The 17,468-nt window shown below is 68.5% G+C and carries 17 protein-coding genes and 1 tRNA gene; 7 read left to right on the top strand and 11 right to left on the bottom strand.

Annotation, left to right across the window (positions count from 1 at the left end; genetic code table 11):
* The first annotated feature begins 141 nt into the window (after positions 1–141).
* Complete coding sequence (locus tag QZ271_RS01680) at positions 142–1,317, top strand: ABC transporter permease (protein ID WP_291428379.1); 1,176 nt, start codon at positions 142–144, stop codon at positions 1,315–1,317.
* 1 nt (position 1,318) lies between these two features.
* Positions 1,319–2,035, top strand: coding sequence for an ABC transporter ATP-binding protein (locus QZ271_RS01675; protein WP_291428376.1), 717 nt, complete (start codon positions 1,319–1,321; stop codon positions 2,033–2,035).
* Between the two features lie 67 nt (positions 2,036–2,102).
* On the opposite strand, the gene QZ271_RS01670 is transcribed toward QZ271_RS01675, so the two are convergent.
* The gene (locus QZ271_RS01670) at positions 2,103–2,576 is read right to left on the bottom strand and encodes a hypothetical protein (protein WP_291428374.1); all 474 of its coding nucleotides are present in this window, start codon (positions 2,574–2,576) and stop codon (positions 2,103–2,105) included.
* A gap of 287 nt (positions 2,577–2,863) precedes the next feature.
* Positions 2,864–4,822 carry a hypothetical protein gene (locus tag QZ271_RS01665; protein ID WP_291428372.1) on the bottom strand — a complete coding sequence of 653 codons (1,959 nt, stop codon included), beginning with the start codon at positions 4,820–4,822 and terminating at the stop codon, positions 2,864–2,866.
* A gap of 100 nt (positions 4,823–4,922) precedes the next feature.
* On the opposite strand from QZ271_RS01665, the gene alr reads away from it, so the two are divergent.
* The gene (alr, locus tag QZ271_RS01660; protein WP_291428370.1) at positions 4,923–6,008 is read left to right on the top strand and encodes an alanine racemase; all 1,086 of its coding nucleotides are present in this window, start codon (positions 4,923–4,925) and stop codon (positions 6,006–6,008) included.
* A 55-nt stretch (positions 6,009–6,063) separates the two neighbouring features.
* On the opposite strand, the gene QZ271_RS01655 is transcribed toward alr, so the two are convergent.
* The 7 genes from QZ271_RS01655 to rpsB form a co-directional block, all read right to left on the bottom strand.
* Positions 6,064–7,182, bottom strand: a complete 1,119-nt coding sequence (locus tag QZ271_RS01655) for an RIP metalloprotease (protein WP_291428368.1) — start codon at positions 7,180–7,182, stop codon at positions 6,064–6,066.
* Entirely contained in the window at positions 7,179–8,417 is a 1,239-nt protein-coding gene (gene dxr / locus QZ271_RS01650) for a 1-deoxy-D-xylulose-5-phosphate reductoisomerase (RefSeq protein WP_291428366.1), read from the bottom strand. Before dxr ends, QZ271_RS01655 begins: the two co-directional genes overlap by 4 nt.
* A gap of 153 nt (positions 8,418–8,570) precedes the next feature.
* Positions 8,571–9,401: a phosphatidate cytidylyltransferase gene (locus tag QZ271_RS01645; protein WP_291428364.1), complete on the bottom strand. Its 831-nt coding sequence runs from the start codon at positions 9,399–9,401 to the stop codon at positions 8,571–8,573.
* 94 nt (positions 9,402–9,495) lie between these two features.
* A complete protein-coding gene (gene frr, locus QZ271_RS01640) occupies positions 9,496–10,047 on the bottom strand; it encodes a ribosome recycling factor (protein ID WP_291428362.1) in 552 nt (183 codons plus the stop codon).
* 242 nt (positions 10,048–10,289) lie between these two features.
* Entirely contained in the window at positions 10,290–11,000 is a 711-nt protein-coding gene (gene pyrH / locus QZ271_RS01635) for a UMP kinase (protein ID WP_291428360.1), read from the bottom strand.
* Positions 11,001–11,189: 189 nt separating this feature from the next.
* Positions 11,190–11,987 (bottom strand): translation elongation factor Ts, encoded by a 798-nt coding sequence (gene tsf / locus QZ271_RS01630; protein WP_291428358.1) that lies wholly within the window; start codon positions 11,985–11,987, stop codon positions 11,190–11,192.
* Between the two features lie 182 nt (positions 11,988–12,169).
* Positions 12,170–12,922 carry a 30S ribosomal protein S2 gene (rpsB, locus tag QZ271_RS01625; RefSeq protein ID WP_291428356.1) on the bottom strand — a complete coding sequence of 251 codons (753 nt, stop codon included), beginning with the start codon at positions 12,920–12,922 and terminating at the stop codon, positions 12,170–12,172.
* 322 nt (positions 12,923–13,244) lie between these two features.
* On the opposite strand from rpsB, the gene QZ271_RS01620 reads away from it, so the two are divergent.
* The 4 genes from QZ271_RS01620 (at position 13,245) to QZ271_RS01605 (ending at position 15,530) form a co-directional block, all read left to right on the top strand.
* Positions 13,245–14,069 (top strand): undecaprenyl-diphosphate phosphatase, encoded by an 825-nt coding sequence (locus QZ271_RS01620; RefSeq protein ID WP_291428354.1) that lies wholly within the window; start codon positions 13,245–13,247, stop codon positions 14,067–14,069.
* A 225-nt stretch (positions 14,070–14,294) separates the two neighbouring features.
* Positions 14,295–14,762, top strand: coding sequence for a ribonuclease domain-containing protein (locus QZ271_RS01615; protein WP_291428352.1), 468 nt, complete (start codon positions 14,295–14,297; stop codon positions 14,760–14,762).
* On the top strand, positions 14,759–15,157 hold the full coding sequence (locus tag QZ271_RS01610; RefSeq protein WP_291428351.1) for a barstar family protein: 399 nt from the start codon (positions 14,759–14,761) through the stop codon (positions 15,155–15,157). The genes QZ271_RS01615 and QZ271_RS01610 overlap by 4 nt, the downstream gene beginning before the upstream one ends.
* Before the next feature lie 166 nt (positions 15,158–15,323).
* On the top strand, positions 15,324–15,530 hold the full coding sequence (locus tag QZ271_RS01605; RefSeq protein WP_291428349.1) for a hypothetical protein: 207 nt from the start codon (positions 15,324–15,326) through the stop codon (positions 15,528–15,530).
* A 119-nt stretch (positions 15,531–15,649) separates the two neighbouring features.
* Here the strand turns inward: QZ271_RS01605 and QZ271_RS01600 are convergent.
* Together QZ271_RS01600 and ffh are read right to left on the bottom strand one after the other, a co-directional pair.
* Positions 15,650–15,725: transfer RNA gene (locus tag QZ271_RS01600), tRNA-Lys, on the bottom strand.
* A 183-nt stretch (positions 15,726–15,908) separates the two neighbouring features.
* A complete protein-coding gene (gene ffh, locus QZ271_RS01595; RefSeq protein WP_291428347.1) occupies positions 15,909–17,249 on the bottom strand; it encodes a signal recognition particle protein in 1,341 nt (446 codons plus the stop codon).
* Between the last annotated feature and the right edge of the window lie 219 nt (positions 17,250–17,468).

Below are 17,468 nucleotides of genomic sequence, written 5' to 3'. Positions count from 1 at the left end.
CGGCGTGAGGCTTCCCGCAGAGAAGGCTCTGGACGCGCCGCCCGCCCGGGGCTCCGCACCCCCGCCCGCACCGCCCGGCCCGGGAGTCACTGTAGTCATGCGTCCCCACGCGGGCGGCCCAGGCGGCGTAGCCTGCGGCTCATGAAGTCGCCAGGATTACGATGGACGGACATCTGGAAACTCGCCTGGAGGGGCCTGACCCGCCGCCGCGTGCGCACGCTGCTGACCACGCTGGGCATCACGGTCGCGGTCGCCAGCATGGTGATTTTCCTGTCGCTGGGCGAGGGCATCCGCAAGGTGTTCGTCTCGCAGCTCGGCGGGATCGGCCCGGACGTGCAGGTCAGTCTCACGCCACTGTCGCAGGGACTGGCGTTGCAACCGAACCTGCCGCAGAAAACCGCCGATGACATCCAGGCGCTCGCGCCGGAACTCGGCATTCAGACGGTCACGCCGGTCATCATGGCCGTGCGCGGCGGCCTGGAAGTCACGCAGAGCGTCGTCCTGTACGGCCTGCCCGCCGCGCAGGGCATCGCGGCCGTATTTCCCACCACCACCGCCGCGCAGGGCCGATCCCTGACCCCGGGCGACGAGGGCGCAGGCGTGGCCGTCGCGGGGGCGAAGGCCGCGCAGAACCTGCGGCTGAAGGTCGGCAGTCCCCTGAACCTCAACCGCCGCAATCAGGTGAAGGTGATCGGCGTGCTCGCCCCGGAAAGTGGACTGGTGGATAACTTCATCTTCATTCCGCTCGGCACCCTGCAACGCAGCGAGGGCGCGGCGGGCCGCGTGTCGCTCGTCGCCGTGAAACTCCGCAATCCCCGCGACGCCCGGCGCGTGGCCGACGTGCTCTCCGAGAAACTGGACCTGGAGGCCGGCACCCAGAGCGACTTCCTGAGCTTCATCGACCGCGCCCTGATCATCAGTGACGCCGTGCGCTTCGGCATCTCGCTGATCGCCCTGATCGTGGGCGGGCTGGCCGTGGCAAACACCGTCATGATGGGCGTCTTTGAACGTACCCGCGAATTCGGCACGCTGCGCGCCATCGGGGCGCGGCCTTCATTCGTACGGTCCCTGGTGCTGACTGAATCACTGCTGCTGTCGCTGGTGGGCGGCGTGGGCGGCGTGCTGCTCGGCCTCGCCGGGATTGCCGGCGTGAACCTGTACACCCAGCAACTCGCCGGGATCGACGCGGCCGCCCTGACCCCCAGGCTGGTGCTGCTGGCGCTGGCGATTAGCCTGCTGCTGGGGCTGCTCTCGGGCCTGCTCCCCGCCCGGAACGCCGGGCGCATGAGTATCGTGGGCGCCCTCGGGAGAATCTGACATGACCACCCACCCCGCCCGCCCAGCGACCCAGGCTGCGCCCACGCTGCCCGGCCTGCGCACCGAGTCCCTCTCGCGCACCTACCCCAGCGGAGACGGGCAGGTGCTGGCCCTCGCGCCCTTCACGCACACCTTCCCGCCCGGCCTGACCGCCGTGGTCGGCCCGAGCGGCAGCGGCAAAAGCACCCTGCTGAACCTCCTGGCAGGCTTCGACGAACCCACCACCGGTCAGGTGCTCGTCGGGAACACCGCCCTGACAGGCCTGAGCGAAGCGGACCGCGCCGACTTCCGCCTGCGCCACTACGGATTCGTGTTCCAGAACCACAACCTTGTCAGCATCCTCAGCGCGCAGGAGAACGTCGAGTTCCCCCTGACGCTCGCGGGCATGCCCGTGCGCCAGCGGCAGGACCGCGCCCGTAAACTCCTTGCCCTGGTAGGCCTGGAGGCGCGCGCCGATCACCTGCCCAACCAGCTTTCGGGCGGCGAGGCGCAGCGCGTCGCGGTTGCCCGCGCCCTGGCACACGACCCCGCCATCCTGCTGGCCGATGAACCCACCGGCAACCTCGACAGCCGCACGGGCGAGCGGGTCCTGGGCCTGCTGCAACGCGCCGCCGCGACCGGCCGCACCGTCATCCTGATCACCCACGACCGCGACCTGGCCGCGCAGGCCGACCATCACCTGAGCGTGAAAGACGGCGTGGTCAGCCTGCAAGACTGATACGGAGTCCGGGTTGAATGGGCTGCAACGACCATTCAACCCGGACTCCGTATGACACGGTCTCGGCTCAGCCGGCGCTGACCCGGCCGGTGTCGCGCAGCCAGTAGGTATGCCCCAGGCGGTCTTTCAACCGCACCACGACCTGCACGTGATCGCCGGGCCGCAGGCTGCCGCTCCCACTCCAGGCGGCGGCGTTCAGGGCGGCGGTGCCCCCAGCCGGCGGGGACGGGCGCAGCGGGGCTTTCCAGGTGCCCTGGCCCGTCACGACGAACAAGCCGTCTAGCCTGAGGCTCCCGAGCGGCCCGGCCGGAGTGCCTGCCGGGGGCAGAGTGCCTGGACGGGGCGGCACGGACACCCGCACGCGTACGCCCAGCCCGCCGCCGTACAGCGAGGCGCTGGCCTGCGCTGTCAACACCCTCCCCTGCACGATCAGGGTGGTCGGGGCGCTCATCAGGGCGCCCGGCTGGGGTTCCGGCAGGCCGCCCACGGCCCCGGAGGCAGCCAGAACGCAGGCCAGCGCGGCCATCCAGAGCGTCTTCATGAGCCCCAGAGTAGCGGACGATCAGGGGGGTGTCTGCCACATAAAGTTGCAGCGGCCCCCACCGGGAGGGCGGCCACTGGCGCAGAGCGGCGCGTGGGGCCGTCTGGGACGGGTCGGCCGCAGCGATGTCGTACCCGTCTATCTCGTTCACAGCGAGCAGGAACGCCGGGTTGTCAGGTCCATGTCCGGACCCGTTTCTGCTCCCACTCCCCCCGCCCGGATTGAACGGCTTTCTTACTCGTTCAATCCGGGTCCGCGATATCGGCTCAGTGTTACCAGATCAAGGGTTACCAGCTCAGGCCGGGCGTGGTCACGATCCGGTCGGCGGGCTGATCGGTGAACAGCGTGTACGTCAGGGTGTACGTGCCGGGAATCACGCGGGGGAGCACGATTCCGTCACCGTCCACGCGGGGCGTGACGTTGGCCAGGCTGGGGCCCTGTACCTGAAGGGCGCCCCGCACGGCGGGCTGCGCGCCGCCCGTGGGCAGCGGGTCAAGCAGGCGCACGTTCTCCAGGGTGCTGTCCACGTTCAGGACCAGGGTCACGAGGTAGCCCTGGGCGCCGGCCTCCACGCTTTTGTGCAGGCTGGCGCGTGCGCCGCCCTGCACGTTGCGGGTCACGTTCGCGCCGCCGGGGTTACGCACGCGCGCCTGACCGGTAGTGCGCAGGTCGATGGGGTCCAGCACGGCCTCGGCGGTGTCGCTGCGGCACACGCGCACCGGCGCTTTCAGGTTCAGGGGTTGCCCCTGACTGAACTCGCCCGGCACTTCGAGCGGGTAGTCGCTCGTCCACCCGGTGGGCAGGTTGAGTTTGAGGCGGGCCGGGAGGCGGTACGGGAAGTCCGTGCGGGCCGTGGCGGTCAGTTGCGTCACGTCGCAGGCGTTCAGGATGTCGGGCGACGTGACCAGCGTGACTTCGGTCAGCACGCGGTACTCGATGGTCACGCGGTTCGTGCCGCCGTCAGCGACCCGGCCCGGCAGGGGGCGCGTGAAGGTGCTGCCGGGAATGGTGGTCGGCGCAACCGGGTAATCGCCGGGGGCCAGTGGCACCGTGGCGGGTGTGGTCAGGGTGCGTCCGTCGATGGCGAACGGCACGCCCGTCAGGGGGATGCGCTGGTCTCCGTACAGGGCGACGGCGTCCACCGCCAGTTGGCCCTGGGGCGGGCGGGCCACGAAGCGGATGCGGTTACTGCCCGGCTGGTACCGGACCTCGCTGGGCGACACGACGTTCCCGGTGCCTTCGAGCAGCGCGCCGCTGACCGGCACGTACCCGGCCGGCAGTTCCGGGCGCACCACGGCGTCCCCGACCAGCGAGTACGACGCCCCCGGAATCGGGCGGCCCTGCGGGTCCACCACGTCTACGATCAGGCGGTTGGCGATCTGCGCGTTCGCGGGGGGCGTGAAGCCGCCCACGCGGGCCGTGATGGGCTTGTCATCCAGGCGGAAGGCATAGCGGATGGCGTTGCTGTACTGCTTGGTCGTCGGGAGTACCCGGATGAACAGTTTCCATTCGCCCAGCAGGTCCGGCGTGATCTTGAAGGTGTCCGTGGCGGTGCGGCCGTTCTCGCTGGGAGTCAGGTTCACGCGCGTGCCGTTGGGCTGCACGGCCCACAGCTCAGCCTCCTTGGCGCCGTCCACGTCGTAGTTCAGCAGGCCCAGCACGCGGCCGTTCCATTCGCTGGTGACATTCAGGGTCGCGGCCAGCAGGTCGGCCGCGTCGGTGCTGCGGGCGTTCACACTGAAATCGCTGGTTTCCAGCGCGAAGGGCGCGGCGACCCGCAGCGCGAACGAGTTCTTACCGTCGCCCCGGCTGCTCACCTTCAGGGTGTAGGTACCGGCGCTCAGGCCACCCGCGAACAGGCTGTCCCAGGTGTGCTCTCGGTTCGGGCCGTAGCGGCGCTCGACGACCGTGCCGTTCGGGCCGGTCAGCGTGAACGTCGTCTCGAACGGCTCGTTCTTCTTGTACAGCTCGTCTCCGAAGTACCCGTCGGTCCGGCGGCCGTCCACGTAATCCGCGAGGTTGACCGTCGGCGAGTACACCTCCAGCCCCAGGGGTTTACCGGCGCTGGCGGCCGGAACGCGAATCACGTACGACTCCTGCGCCTGCGGCCACTTCTCACCGACCGACACCAGGGGCAACACGCCGCCCACCTGCGCGGCGGCGGGCGCGGCTGCCAGGGTCAGCAGACCGAGGGCCAGCAGGGCAGGGCGAAAACGGACAGATCGGGCAGCAGTGAACATGGGCATGACTGCGAAAAATCATACACGCCCCTGCCCCTGTGGCGGCCGCGCCCGTTCATACGGAAGTCCGTATCACAGGGCCCGCCAGGGGTAGCATGCTCGGTAGATGTCCGTTCTCGCCGCCCGCGCCCGCGCGCTGATCGATCCCGACGCCCTGCGCGCCAACCTGAGCGCCCTCGCCGCCCGCAGCGGCACGCCACTGATCCTGCCGGTCAAGGCGAACGCCTACGGGCACGGCCTGAACCTGATTGTGCCCCTGGCCGCCGCACACCCGGACGTCTGGGGGTTCGCGGTCGCCACGCCCCGCGAGGCGCAGGCTGCCGCCGCCCTGAACACCGGCAAACCCGTGCTGCTGCTCACGCCGCCCACGCCTGCCGAGGTGCCGGTCCTGGCCGACCTGGGCGTGCGCCTGCCCGTCGCGTCGCTCGCGGAGGCCGCCGCGTTGCCCGCCCACGCCCGCGCGCACCTGAAAGTCGAGACTGGCATGAACCGCCTGGGTGCCCGTCCCGAGGAGGCGGTCGCCGTGGGCCTCGAACTGGCCCGGCGCGGCCTGCTGGAAGGCGTGTACACGCATTTCGCCAGCGCCGACGAACCCGACCTGACCACTGCGCACGAGCAGCTGCGCCGCTTCCGGGCGGTGTTGGGCGCCCTGCCCCCCACGCCACAGCCGGTTCTGGCGCACGCCGCGAACGGCGGCGCCGTCCTGAGCCTGGGCCGCCTGCCGGGCATGGCCCTTGCCCGGCCCGGACTGGCCGCATACGGCTTCGCGCCCCCGCACCTACGCGCCCAGATCCCGCTGACCCCGGTGATGACCGTGCAGGCCAGCGTCACGCACCTGCACACCGTTCCGGCCGGGGAGACCGTCAGTTACGGCGGCCTGTGGCAGGCCCCGCGCGACACTCCGGTCGCCACGGTCGGCATCGGGTACGCCGACGGTTACCCCCGGAGCGCGACCGGCCAGGCCGAGGTGATCGTCGCCGGACAGCGCCGCCCGGTCCTGGGCCGCATCTGCATGGATCAACTCATGATCGACGTGACCGGCCTGAGTGTGCGGCCCGGCGATCGCGTCACCCTCTGGACGCAGCGTGGCCTGACTGTCACTGACGTGGCCGCCTGGGGAGGCACCGTGGAGTATGAGGTCCTGACCGGCGTGGGCGAGCGCGTGGAACGCCAGATGGGGGAGACCCCGTGACAGGAAGGTGGGCCGCAGGAGCAATCTCCCACGGCCCACCTCTCTCACCCACAGCCTAGAAGAAGCGGCTGACGTCCCGCACGACCACGAACATCATCAGCAGCATCACGAACGCGAAGCCCGCGAGGTTGATGGCCTGTTCCTGACCCAGACTCAGCGGGCGACCGCGCACGGCCCCGACCAGCACCAGCAGGATGCGCCCTCCGTCCAGGCCCGGAATGGGCAGCAGGTTGAAAAACGCCAGTGACAGGTTCAGCAGGATGGCAATCTGCACGAGCGCCCAGGGGCTCAGAGCGGCGGCCCGTGAGACGATCTCGGCCGTGCCGATGGGTCCACTGACGTTCTCGTCCCGCGACAGGTTCAGGGTCAGGAACCGCTGGATCAGCCCGCCGAAGCTTTTCAGAACCTGTGGCACCGCCTCGCCCGTCACCTGCCACGCCCGGATGAACGCGGCGGGCGCCGTGGTGGCCTGCACGTCCGGGCCGTAGCGGATGCCCAGCAGTTGCCGCTCGCCGTTCACGCTGGGTGTCCAGTCGAAGCGCACGTCGCGGGTCTGCCCGGCGCTCAAGACCGTGAAGGTGTGCGGCCCGGCCCGGGTCAGCACGTCCCGTACGCCTTCCCAGCCGGCGGCGTCACGGCCGTCCACGCGGGTGGTATCGGGGATGTCCTGCCCGTCGATGGCGGTGATCACGTCCCCGGCCCGCAGGCCCAGGGTCTGCGCGGTGGACCCGGCCACGACCTCCTCGATGCGGGCGCGGTCGGGGGCGGGGACGCCCTGCGCCGTGAAGGTCACAGTCATGAGGAGGACCGCGAGGAACAGGTTCATGACCGGCCCGGCCAGCAGCACCGCCACCTTGCCCCAGGCGGACAGCGCCGCAAAGCCCCGCACCGGGGCCCGCACCTGCCCGCTCGCGTCCTCCTCGGGGGCCATGCCGTCGATTTCCACGTACCCGCCGATGGGCAGCAAGCTCAGCCGCCACTCGGTACCCCGCCACTGGCGCCGCAGGAGCACCGGCCCCATGCCCACGCTGAACGAGTGCACGGCCACGCCCTGCCAGCGGGCCAGCGCGTAGTGCGCCAGTTCATGCAGGAAGGTCGCCACGCCGATGATCAGCACCGTCCACAGCAGACCCAGCGGCGTGAGCGCGGCCGTGATGCCCTGCACCACGTTCACGCCTGCACCCCGCTGCCCGTGCTGTTGCCCAAGCCTTGGGCGCACAGTTCGCGCGCCCGCGCCCGCGCCCAGGTGTCCGCCACGTCCAGGGAGTCCCAGCTCAACTCACCGGCCGGTGTTTCGTCCAGCAACCGCTCGATCAGGCGCGCAATGTCCATGAACCCGATCTGACCGGCCAGGAAGGCGTCCACGGCGACCTCGTCGGCGGCATTGAGCACCACCGGCGCGAGTCCGCCGGCGTTCCCGGCGCGGTAAGCCAGTTCCAGGCACGGGAAGCGCCGCAGGTCCGGCGCGCGGAACTCCCAGTCGCCCAGCAGCGGCCACGACCCGTGCGGGGGGACCTCCGGGCCACGCCGCGCGCCCCGCACGTCCCCCGGCCGCTGCATGCCGGTCGGCGCGGCGTCGATGGCGTACGCGATGGGCAGCCGCATGTCCGCCGGCCCGAACTGCGCTTTCAGGCTGCCGTCCCGGTAGCGCACGGCCGCGTGCACGATGCTCTGCGGGTGCACCACCACGCCCACCTGCGACAGCGGCAGGCCGTACAGGCTGGCGCACTCCATGACCTCCAGGCCCTTGTTCAGCAGCGTGGCGCTGTCCACCGTCACCTTCGGCCCCATGCTCCAGGACGGGTGGCGCAGCGCCTGCGCGGGCGTCACGGCGCTCAGGTCGTCCGGACCCAGCCGGAACGGCCCGCCGGACGCCGTGAGAATCAATTCGGCCACGTCCGCCATGTCCTCGCCGGTCAGGCACTGGAACATGCCCGTGTGCTCGCTGTCCACCGGCACGACCCGCCCGCCGCCCACGGCCGCCGCCTGCCACATCAGGTGCGCGGCCGTGACCATCGCCTCTTTGGTGGCCAGGGCCACGGCCTGCCCGGCCTCCAGCGCCGCGCGGGTCGGGGCCAGTCCGATCAGGCCGCTCATGGCGTTCACGACCACGTCGGTACGCTGCGCGGCCACCTCGGACGGGTCCGCGATCACCTGCGCCCCCAGCCCCGACAGGCGCGCGCGCGCCTCACCCAGCACGTTCTCCTGCACGCTCACCAGTCCGGGGCGGAATTCGCGCACCTGCGCTTCGAGCCGTTCCAGGTTGCTCCCGGCTGCCAGCGCCGCGACCCTCCAGCCGCGCCCACGCGCCACGTCCAGCGCCTGCGTGCCGATACTGCCCGTGCTGCCCAGGACCGTGATGGACTGCACCCGACCGGACGTGCTCTGTGCCTGCTGCTCCTGCTTCATCACCCCGCATGCTAGTGCAGCGCCCCGCGTGCCGTGCGGATTCACAGACACTCGCGGGGCAGGCGGGACCGCAACCAGGCGGCACCGCAACCAGACGGAGGCGAGGTGAACCAGAGGTGAGGGCGGCCCCACCAATACCGGCCGCCCCCAGCGTCAGTGCGTGAAGATATTGATATGCAGGAACAGGTACGTGGCGGGCACCGCGAACAGCAGGCTGTCAATGCGGTCCAGGAACCCGCCGTGGCCGGGCAGGCTGTTGCCGCTGTCCTTGGTGTTCAGGGAGCGCTTGATCAGGCTCTCGCTCAGGTCGCCCAGCTGACTGGCGCTGGCCACCAGAATCGAGTACAGCAGCGCCTCCAGGGGGGACCAGATGCCGGTCACGGTCGTCAGGGCCAGCACGATCACGAAACTGGCGATCAACCCGCCGATGGCCCCCTCCACCGTCTTGCCGGGACTGACTTCTGGTGCCAGCTTGCGCCGACCGAACAGGTAGCCCATGAAGTACGCGCCGATGTCGGCCGCAAACGTCGCCAGCAGCGGCAGCGCGAAGTACAGCAGGCCGTCTCCGGCGTCCGGGCTGTAGCGCAGCATCAGGAAGTACCCCAGCAGCCAGGGAATGTAGAGCAGGCCGAACACCGAGTACACGATGCGTTCCAGGGGCCGCTCACCGGGCCGGATGACCTCGATGACCAGCAGGTACGCCACGGCGACCGTCATGACTGCCTCGCGCCACGACCCGCCGGGCCAGGGCGTCTGCGGCCACATGGGCAGGCTCGCCAGGATGAGCGCCACGGCGAACACGCCCAGACTCACGCGGCGCACGTCGATGTCGTTGCGGTCGAGCATGCGGATGTACTCGAACAGCCCCATGACCGACACGAACAGCAGCGCGGGCAGCATGGCCCACCACCCGATCCACACGACCACGCTGATGATCGCAAACCCCACCACGCTGGTCAGGACGCGGCTGCTCAGCGACTCCACGCGGCCTCCGGAACCCTGACGGGATGTGGGCTGCGGGCGGAGGGGACGGCACCACACCCCAAGGCCCACAGCCCACATCCTGCTTCAGGCGTCCTCACCCGAGGATTTCCTGCTCCTTCTTCTGGAAGGTCTGATCCACCCTCGCCACGAATTCGTCGGTGATCTTCTGCACCTCGGCCTCGCCGCGTTTGATCTCGTCGTCACCGATGCCCTCGACCTTCTTCACTTCATCCAGGCTGTGCTTGCGGATGTTGCGAACGGCGATGCGGGCGTCCTCGGCGTAGTTCTTGGCGTTCTTCACAAGGTCACGGCGGCGCTCCTCGGTCAGCATGGGCAGGCTGATGAAGATCGTGTCGCCCTTGTTGTTGGGGTTCAGGCCCAGGTCACTGTCGCGGATGGCCTTCTCGATGGGGTTCAGCGCGCCCCGGTCCCAGGGCGTGATGACCAGCGTGCGGGCGTCCGGCGTGCTGATGCTGGCCACCTGATCGATCGGCACGGAGCTGCCGTAGTAGTCCACGACGATCTTCTTCAGGATGCCGGGGTTGGCGCGGCCCGTGCGCAGCACGGACAGGTTGTTCTCGAGGGACTCGATGGCCTTGGTCATCTTCTCGCGCGTATCAGCCTGGATTGCTTTCATGTCAGCCATGGTCAGGGCCTCCTGAGGGGTCAAGTGAAACGGAACGGTGTGGGGAGTGGGGGCGGGGTCAGACCCCAGGGAATGCCGGAAGTGTAGCGCAGCCGGGTCCGCCCCTTGCAGGCGTCCGGTCAGCTGGCTCCCGCCCCCGGGCGCGGCAGGCAGGGGAGCCGGGGCAGGGGAGCCGGGGGCGCTGGGGCAGGGAGGACAGGGCAGGGAGGACAGGTCAGTGAAGACAGGTCAGTGAAGACAGGTCAGGGCGTCTGGATCAGCGTGCCGACCCGCTGCCCTTCGAGCAGGCGGCGCAGGTTGCCCTCCTGGAACAGGTCGAACACCACGATCGGCAGGCCCTTATCCATGCACAGCGTCAGCGCGGTGGCGTCCATGACTTCCAGGCGCTGCTCGACCACCTCGCGGTGCGTGACCTGCGCGATGAACCGCGCGTCGCTGTTTTTGCGGGGGTCGCTGTCGTACACGCCGTCCACGCGGTTTTTGGCCATCAGGACCACGTCCGCTCCGATTTCCAGGGCGCGCAGGGTGCTGGTCGTGTCGGTCGTGAAGAACGGCGCGCCGTTCCCGCCGCCGAAGATCACCACACGGCCCTTTTCCAGGTGACGCATGGCTCGGCGGCGGATGTACGGCTCGGCCACGGCCGCCATCTGAATGGCGCTCATGACCCGCGTGGGCCGCCCGGCGCTCTCCATGGCGTCCTGAAGGGCCATGGCGTTCATGACGGTGCCCAGCATCCCGATGTAATCGGCCGTGGCGGGGTCCATGCCCTCGCCGTTGCGGGCGCCGCGCCACAGGTTCCCGCCGCCGATCACGACCGCGAGTTCCACGTCGGTGCCTTCCAGGGCCCCCGTGATCAGCCGGGCCAGCTGCGCGGTGGTGTCGGGGCTGATCCCGAAGCCCGATTCGCCCGCCAGGAACTCACCAGACAGTTTGAGCAGAACGCGCTTGAACATGCATACCTCGCTTGGGGTTGGCCGCGCCGCAGCGCGCCGGGAAAGAATGAACGTGGCTGAACGGCAACACAATACTCCCGGCAGACGCGCGGGCGGCTACCGGGAGTACTGTGTCGCGCGCAACGATGAAATCCGGCCTGACGTTCCGGCCCCGCCCGCGTGGAGCTGCGGCCGGAAGCTCAGGGGGATTTACGCGCCGATTTCGAAGCGCACGAAACGCTTGATGGTCGCCCCGCCCAGGTACTTCCCGACGGTGACGCTGTTGTCCTTCACGAAGTTCTGCTCGGGCAGCACCTTGTCGGAGTAGAACTTGCCGATCTGGCCCTCGACGATCTTCTCGACGATCTGCTGGGGCTTGCCCTCGTTCAGCGCCTTGTTCGTGAGGATCTCGCGCTCCTTCTCGATGTCGGAGCTGTTCACCTCGTCACGGCTCAGGAACTGGGGGTTCTCGGCGGCGACGTGCAGGGCCACGTCCTTGGCCTGCGTCTCGTTGCCACCTTCCAGGTCAACCAGCACGCCGATCTTGCCGTTGCTGTGCACGTACCCGGCGATCTGCTGACCTTCGATGAAGGCCACGCGGTTCAGGACCAGGTTCTCGCCGATCTTGCCGGCGGCGGCGGCCACGGCGGTCGCCACGGTGTCGCCGCTGGGCAGCGTGAAGGCGCGGAACACTTCGACGTCGCTCGTCCCGGCGCTCAGGGCGGCCTGGGCCAGTTCGGCCACCAGGGCCTGGAAGCCGTCGTTACGGGCCACGAAGTCCGTCTCGCTGTTCACCTCGACCATGGCGGCCTTGTTGCCGTCCACCACGAAGCGCACGAGGCCTTCCTTGGCTTCACGGTCGGCTTTCTTGGCGGCCTTCACGATGCCGCGCTCGCGCAGCAGGGCCACCGCTTTTTCCTCGTCGTTCCCGGCGTCGGAAAGGGCTTTCTTGACGTCCATCATGCCTGCGCCCGTCAGTTCACGGAGTTTCTTGATTGATTCCAGCATGTCATGCCTCCTGTGTCGGCTTGAACTTTCTTGGGGTTGGGTGGGTGTGCGCCCGGAAGTCCGGGCACGGCCGGGGCTGGGCCAAGGTTGAGCTAGGGCCGGGCCGGGGCTGGGCCGGAAAAAAGGGTGGTCCGAAGAGCGTACTCGCCGGACAACCCCCTCCTTTCCGGTCGCGTCGGGCCTTAGCTTTCGGTCTGCTCGGGTCCGGCGGCTTCCGTGGCGGTTTCTTCCTCGGCCGCGCCGACATCCTCGCCGCCGCCGCGCGCTTCGACGAGCAGGTCGCCGATGCGGTGCGTGATCAGCTGGATGGAGCGGATCGCGTCGTCGTTCCCGGGAACGATGTAATCGATAACGTCCGGGTCACTGTCCGTGTCGGCCAGGGCGATGACGGGAATCCCCAGTTTGTTGGCTTCCTGCACGGCGATGACTTCCTTGGTGGGGTCCACCACGAAGATCGCGTCGGGCAGGCGGTTCATCTTGCGGATGCCCCCCACGAAGCGCTGCAGACGGTCACGCTCGGCGGCCAGCTTGATGCGCTCGGCCTTCAGGCGGTCGTTGACGCGGCCCGACTCGAACATCTCGTCGAGTTCGTTCAGGCGGTCGATGCGGGTGCGCATGGTCTTGAAGTTCGTGAGCATCCCGCCGAGCCAGCGGCTCGTGACGAAGGGCATGCCCGTGCGGCGCGCTTCGAGTTCCACGATCTCCTGGGCCTGCTTTTTGGTACCGACGAACAGGATGACGCCGCCACGCTCGGACAGTTCCTTGATGAAGTCGAAGGAGCGGTCCACCTGCTTGAGGGTCTTCTGCAGGTCGATGATGAAGATGCCGTTACGCTCGGCGAAGATGAAACGCTTGAACTTGGGGTTCCAGCGCTTGGTTTCGTGACCGAAGTGAACTCCGGCTTCCAGCAGTTGCTTCATGGAGATGTACGACATATGAACTCCTGAGCGTTGAAATGTGGGACAAGTTTGCCGTTCTCGTGCCAGCCCAGCGTCATGAACGCCGAAGGTGGGCCAGGCCATACGCGACGCTCCAGCGCGCACAGCGGGTCACGGGGGCACCCAAACGGAAATTATACGACACCCGCCGCTGCCGTTGCCAGAGGGGACCGGGATCACCCGCCCATCCCGCTGGTCCGCTAATCGCTTCCCGGCATTGGGCTCTAAGCGCCGCCCGGAACTGTGCATACCCAGACCCCCAGGGTGCACCTAAAGAGGGACGCGCCGTGCCCAGTAACAGGGATTACAATCGGCAGCTATGGACTGGTTCTACGCAATCGTTTACGGCATCGTCGAGGGCATCACGGAATTCCTGCCGATCAGTTCGACCGGCCACCTGATTCTCACCGGGAACCTGCTGGGCGTCCCGTGGACCAAGGAAGTCAAGGACACCTTCGAGGTCGTCATTCAGGGCGGCGCGATTCTGGCCGTCCTCGCATACTACTGGAAGGATTTCCTGCAGATCCGCCGCATCGGAAGCGACCGCAGCCAGCAGACGCTCTGGCTGGGCGTGCTCGTCGCCTGCATTCCCGCCGTGATCCTGGGCCTGCTGTTCGGGGACGCCATCAAGGCCAACCTGTTCCGGCCCAGCGTGGTCGCCTGGGCGCTGATCGTGGGCGGCGTGATCATCTGGCTCCTCGAAAGCCGCCGCGTCACCCCGAGCGTGGCCGCCATCGAGAAGATCGGCGTGCCCCGCAGCCTGATGATCGGCGCCGTGCAGTGCCTCGCGCTGCTGTGGCCGGGCTTCTCCCGTAGCGCCAGCTCCATCCTGGGCGGCATGGTCCTGGGCCTCGACCGGCCCACCGCCACCAAGTTCAGCTTCTACCTGGGCGTTCCCACGCTGGGCGGCGCGGCCCTGCTGGACTTCATCAAGAGCCGCGACATCCTCGCCGAGATCGGCGTGGGGAACGTGCTGCTGGGGGCCGGTGTCTCGTTCGTGGTCGCGTACCTCAGCATCGGCTGGCTGCTGCGGTTCGTGTCCACCAACACGTTCAAGCCCTTCGCGATCTACCGCGTGGTGGTGGGCGTGATCATCCTGATCCTGATCGCCACGGGCGTCCTGAGCAATGGCAACCTCGCCTGAGCACACCACTTGGAGCCAGCAGACGGACTTCGATTGCAGGGCGCCGTAATGGCACGCGGTCCCCTGCACCCACCCCCTCCACCCGCCTCAACTCGCACGGCGCACGAACGTGCGCGTGGAACGCCAGACCGGTCTGCACCATGGCCCGCCCCCCTACAAAGGATTAACGCTACTCCGCGCCCACCTCCTGACCCGGCTGGACACCCAGGGCCTACACTCGGACCCGTGAACCGCGCCGCCCCCACCCTCGTTGCCCTGTTGCTCGGCGCGCTTCTGACTGCTTGCGACCTCCCGCAGGCCGACCGCACGCAACCCACCACACAGACGACCACGCAGCCCACCACGCAAGCGGCCCCCACCCGCACCGCCCCGCCAGCCTCCACCCGCGACCCGCACAGTGGCCTGCCAGAGGTCGCCGCGCGCGACCTGCCCCGCGAAGCCCAGACGGTCCTGACCCGCATCGCCCAGGGTGGTCCCCTGCGCTACAGCAAAGACGGAAGCACCTTCGGCAACCGCGAACGCCTGCTGCCCCCCCAGAACAGGGGCTACTACCGCGAGTACACCGTCCCCACCCCCGGCCAGAGTGACCGGGGCGCACGCCGCATCGTCTGCGGCGGCCAGCCCCGCACCAACACCACCGAGTGTTACTACACCGCCGACCACTACGACACCTTCAGGAGGATCCGACCATGATGCAGGTCTTCAACGAAGCGCCCCAGGGGATCCAGACCGCGCCGCACGAGCCGCGCATCCTGGCCGCCGGAAATCAGGTCAGCGTACGCGAAATCAACCTCGGGGACGTCTACGACAAGAGCAGCCTCATGCTCGCGTTCCTGAACGGCCTGGGCCTGGGCGACACCTTCGGCCAGAACTGGGACGCCCTGTACGACGTGCTCACCGACCCCGAGCAGCGCCCCGCCCGCCTCGCCCTGCTGCTGTGCTATCACGCCCAGTTTCGCCGCCGCCACCCTCGCCTGAACGCCGACCTCGAACGCGTTCTGCTGGACGCGCAGACCGAAGCCGCCCGCACCGCCCGCTCCCTCTGGCTCCTCAGCGAGGAACCCGACAGCGACACCCGCCACTGGTAACGCCGGTCTTCCTGAAAAGAGGTGAAGCGAACGTGCGCCCGAAACCACGAGTGACCCCAGCCACTGCCACCTTCGGCCCTACCTTCACCGGTCCGCCCCTGCCGTGGCCTGTGCGGGTGATCGTGCGCGCCCCGCTGCGCGTCCGGGCCATGCTGCGGGGTAGGCAGTGACCGGCCCCCTTGAAAGCCGGACGGTGCCAGTGGTGATCGTGAACGCTGACCGGGGCGCGCCGTGGGAGGTCTGCGCCCTGGCGTGCGCGCTGCTGTTCCTGGCGTTCCTCTCTCGCCGCGTCCCCTGGGCACGCTGGGCACTGACCGGCGCGGGTGTGCTGGCGCTGATTGTGGCGGGCGTCCTGTGGGCGGCGCTGGCGTAGCAGCACGGCATCCGGCTGTACGTCACGGTGCGTTCCTCGGTCACGGCACGTCACGGGAGCTTCAACCAGAGCATGCTGCCTGAAATAGCAAGAACCCCCGTACTGGACGGGGGTTTTCCTGGTGGGTCGTGTAGGACTTGAACCTACAACCCGCTGATTAAAAGTCAGCTGCTCTACCGATTGAGCTAACGACCCGACCTGTGTTTGGCTTGCGCGTGCCGCGTAGGCGCGTTCTCAGCGGGGATGAGTATATGGGCGCTGGGTGTGCATGTCAACCGCTGGGGTCGGGTGATGGGGAAGGGCGTGCTGCGCGCACGGGAATGCCCCCGGAGTGCGAGTGGTCCGGGGCCTTGCTGGCTGGTCAGGGTGGTGGATACTTCAGCGTTTCATGCTGGGGGGCATGGTGGGCATGCGGGGCGGTTTCATGCCCTTGGCGCCGGGGCCGCTCATGTGCTGGAGCATTTTCATCATGTCTTTCATCTGTTCGTGCATTTTCAGGAGTTTGTTGATGTCCTGCACGGTGTGGCCGCTGCCGGCGGCGATGCGTTTGCGGCGGCGTCCGTCGATCAGTTTGGGGTTGCGGCGTTCCTTGAGGGTCATGGAGCTGATCATGGCGTCGATGCGCTGAATCTGCTTTTCGTCCACGTTGAAGCCTTCGGGCAGGGCGCGGCTCATGCCGGGGATGAGCTTGAGCAGGTCGCCGAGCGGCCCCATTTTGCGGATCTGACGCAGCTGGGTCAGCAGGTCTTCGAGGTCGAAGTCGCCGGGTTTCTTGACTTCCATGGATTTCAGGTCGGCCTGCTGGGCGCGTTCGATCAGGCCGAGCACGTCGCCCATGCCGAGGATGCGTCCGGCGACCCGGTCAGGGTAGAAGGGCTCCAGGCCCGCGATCTTCTCGCTGACGCCCGCAAAGTAGATGGGTTTGCCGGTCACGGTGCGGGCCGAGAGGGCTGCGCCGCCGCGCGCGTCGCCGTCCATCTTCGTGATGATCAGGCCGGTGACGTTCACGCGCTGGTCGAAGGTCTGCGCGACGTTCAGGGCTTCCTGGCCGGTCATGGCGTCCACGACGAGCAGGCTCTCGGTGGGTTGCATGGCGGCCTGCAGGTCGGCCAGCTGGTCCATGAGGGTCTCGTCGATCTGGAGGCGGCCAGCGGTATCCACGATCACGAGGTCACGGAAGTCGGTTTTCAGGTGCTCGTCCACGCGGCGTTTCGTCTCGGCGGGGCTCTCGCCGTCCGCGACTTTCAGGACGGGTACACCCACCTGTTTCCCCAGGACTTCGAGCTGGTCGCGCGCGGCGGGGCGCTGCGTGTCGGCGGCGACCAGCAGGACGCGGCGGCCCTTGCTCTTGTAGTGCGCAGCGAGTTTGCCGGTACTGGTGGTCTTCCCGGCCCCCTGAAGGCCGACCATGAACCACACGTTCCCCTCGGTTTTCAGTTCGGGTTGCGCGGCCTTGCCGCCCAGCGTCTCGATCAGTTCGTCGTGCACGAGTTTCACGACGGTCTGCCCGGCGTTCAGGCTGCCTTCCACGGACTGGCCCACGGCCCGTTCACTCACGCGGGCCACGAAGTCCTTCGCCACGCCGAAGTTCACGTCGGCTTCCAGCAACGCCATGCGGATCTCGCGCATGGCCGCCTTGACCTGCGCCTCGGTCAGCTGGCGCTCCTTGCCCACCCGGTCAAGGATGTCCTGCAACTTATTCCCAAGGGACTCAAACATGCTGCCACGCTACCACGCGGCTTAAAAGGCGGCGGCATAGACGGCGGCGGCTTAGAAGGTGGCAGTTTAGAAGGCATCTATGCCGCCCGCACCGCCTGCCGGCCTCCTCCGCACGCAGAGGTTCAGTGGGAGGGCTGCTCCGCGCCGAGGCGGATGCCCGGGGGAGCCTTGCGGGCCACGTCCGGTGGCCCTCTGCCTAACGCCCGTTAGGCGGGGCGC

The organism is Deinococcus sp. (assembly GCF_018260555.1).
Lineage (GTDB): Bacteria > Deinococcota > Deinococci > Deinococcales > Deinococcaceae > Deinococcus.
The sequence above is the reverse complement of the archived record's forward strand: the minus strand, read 5'-3'. Positions and strand labels throughout refer to the sequence as shown.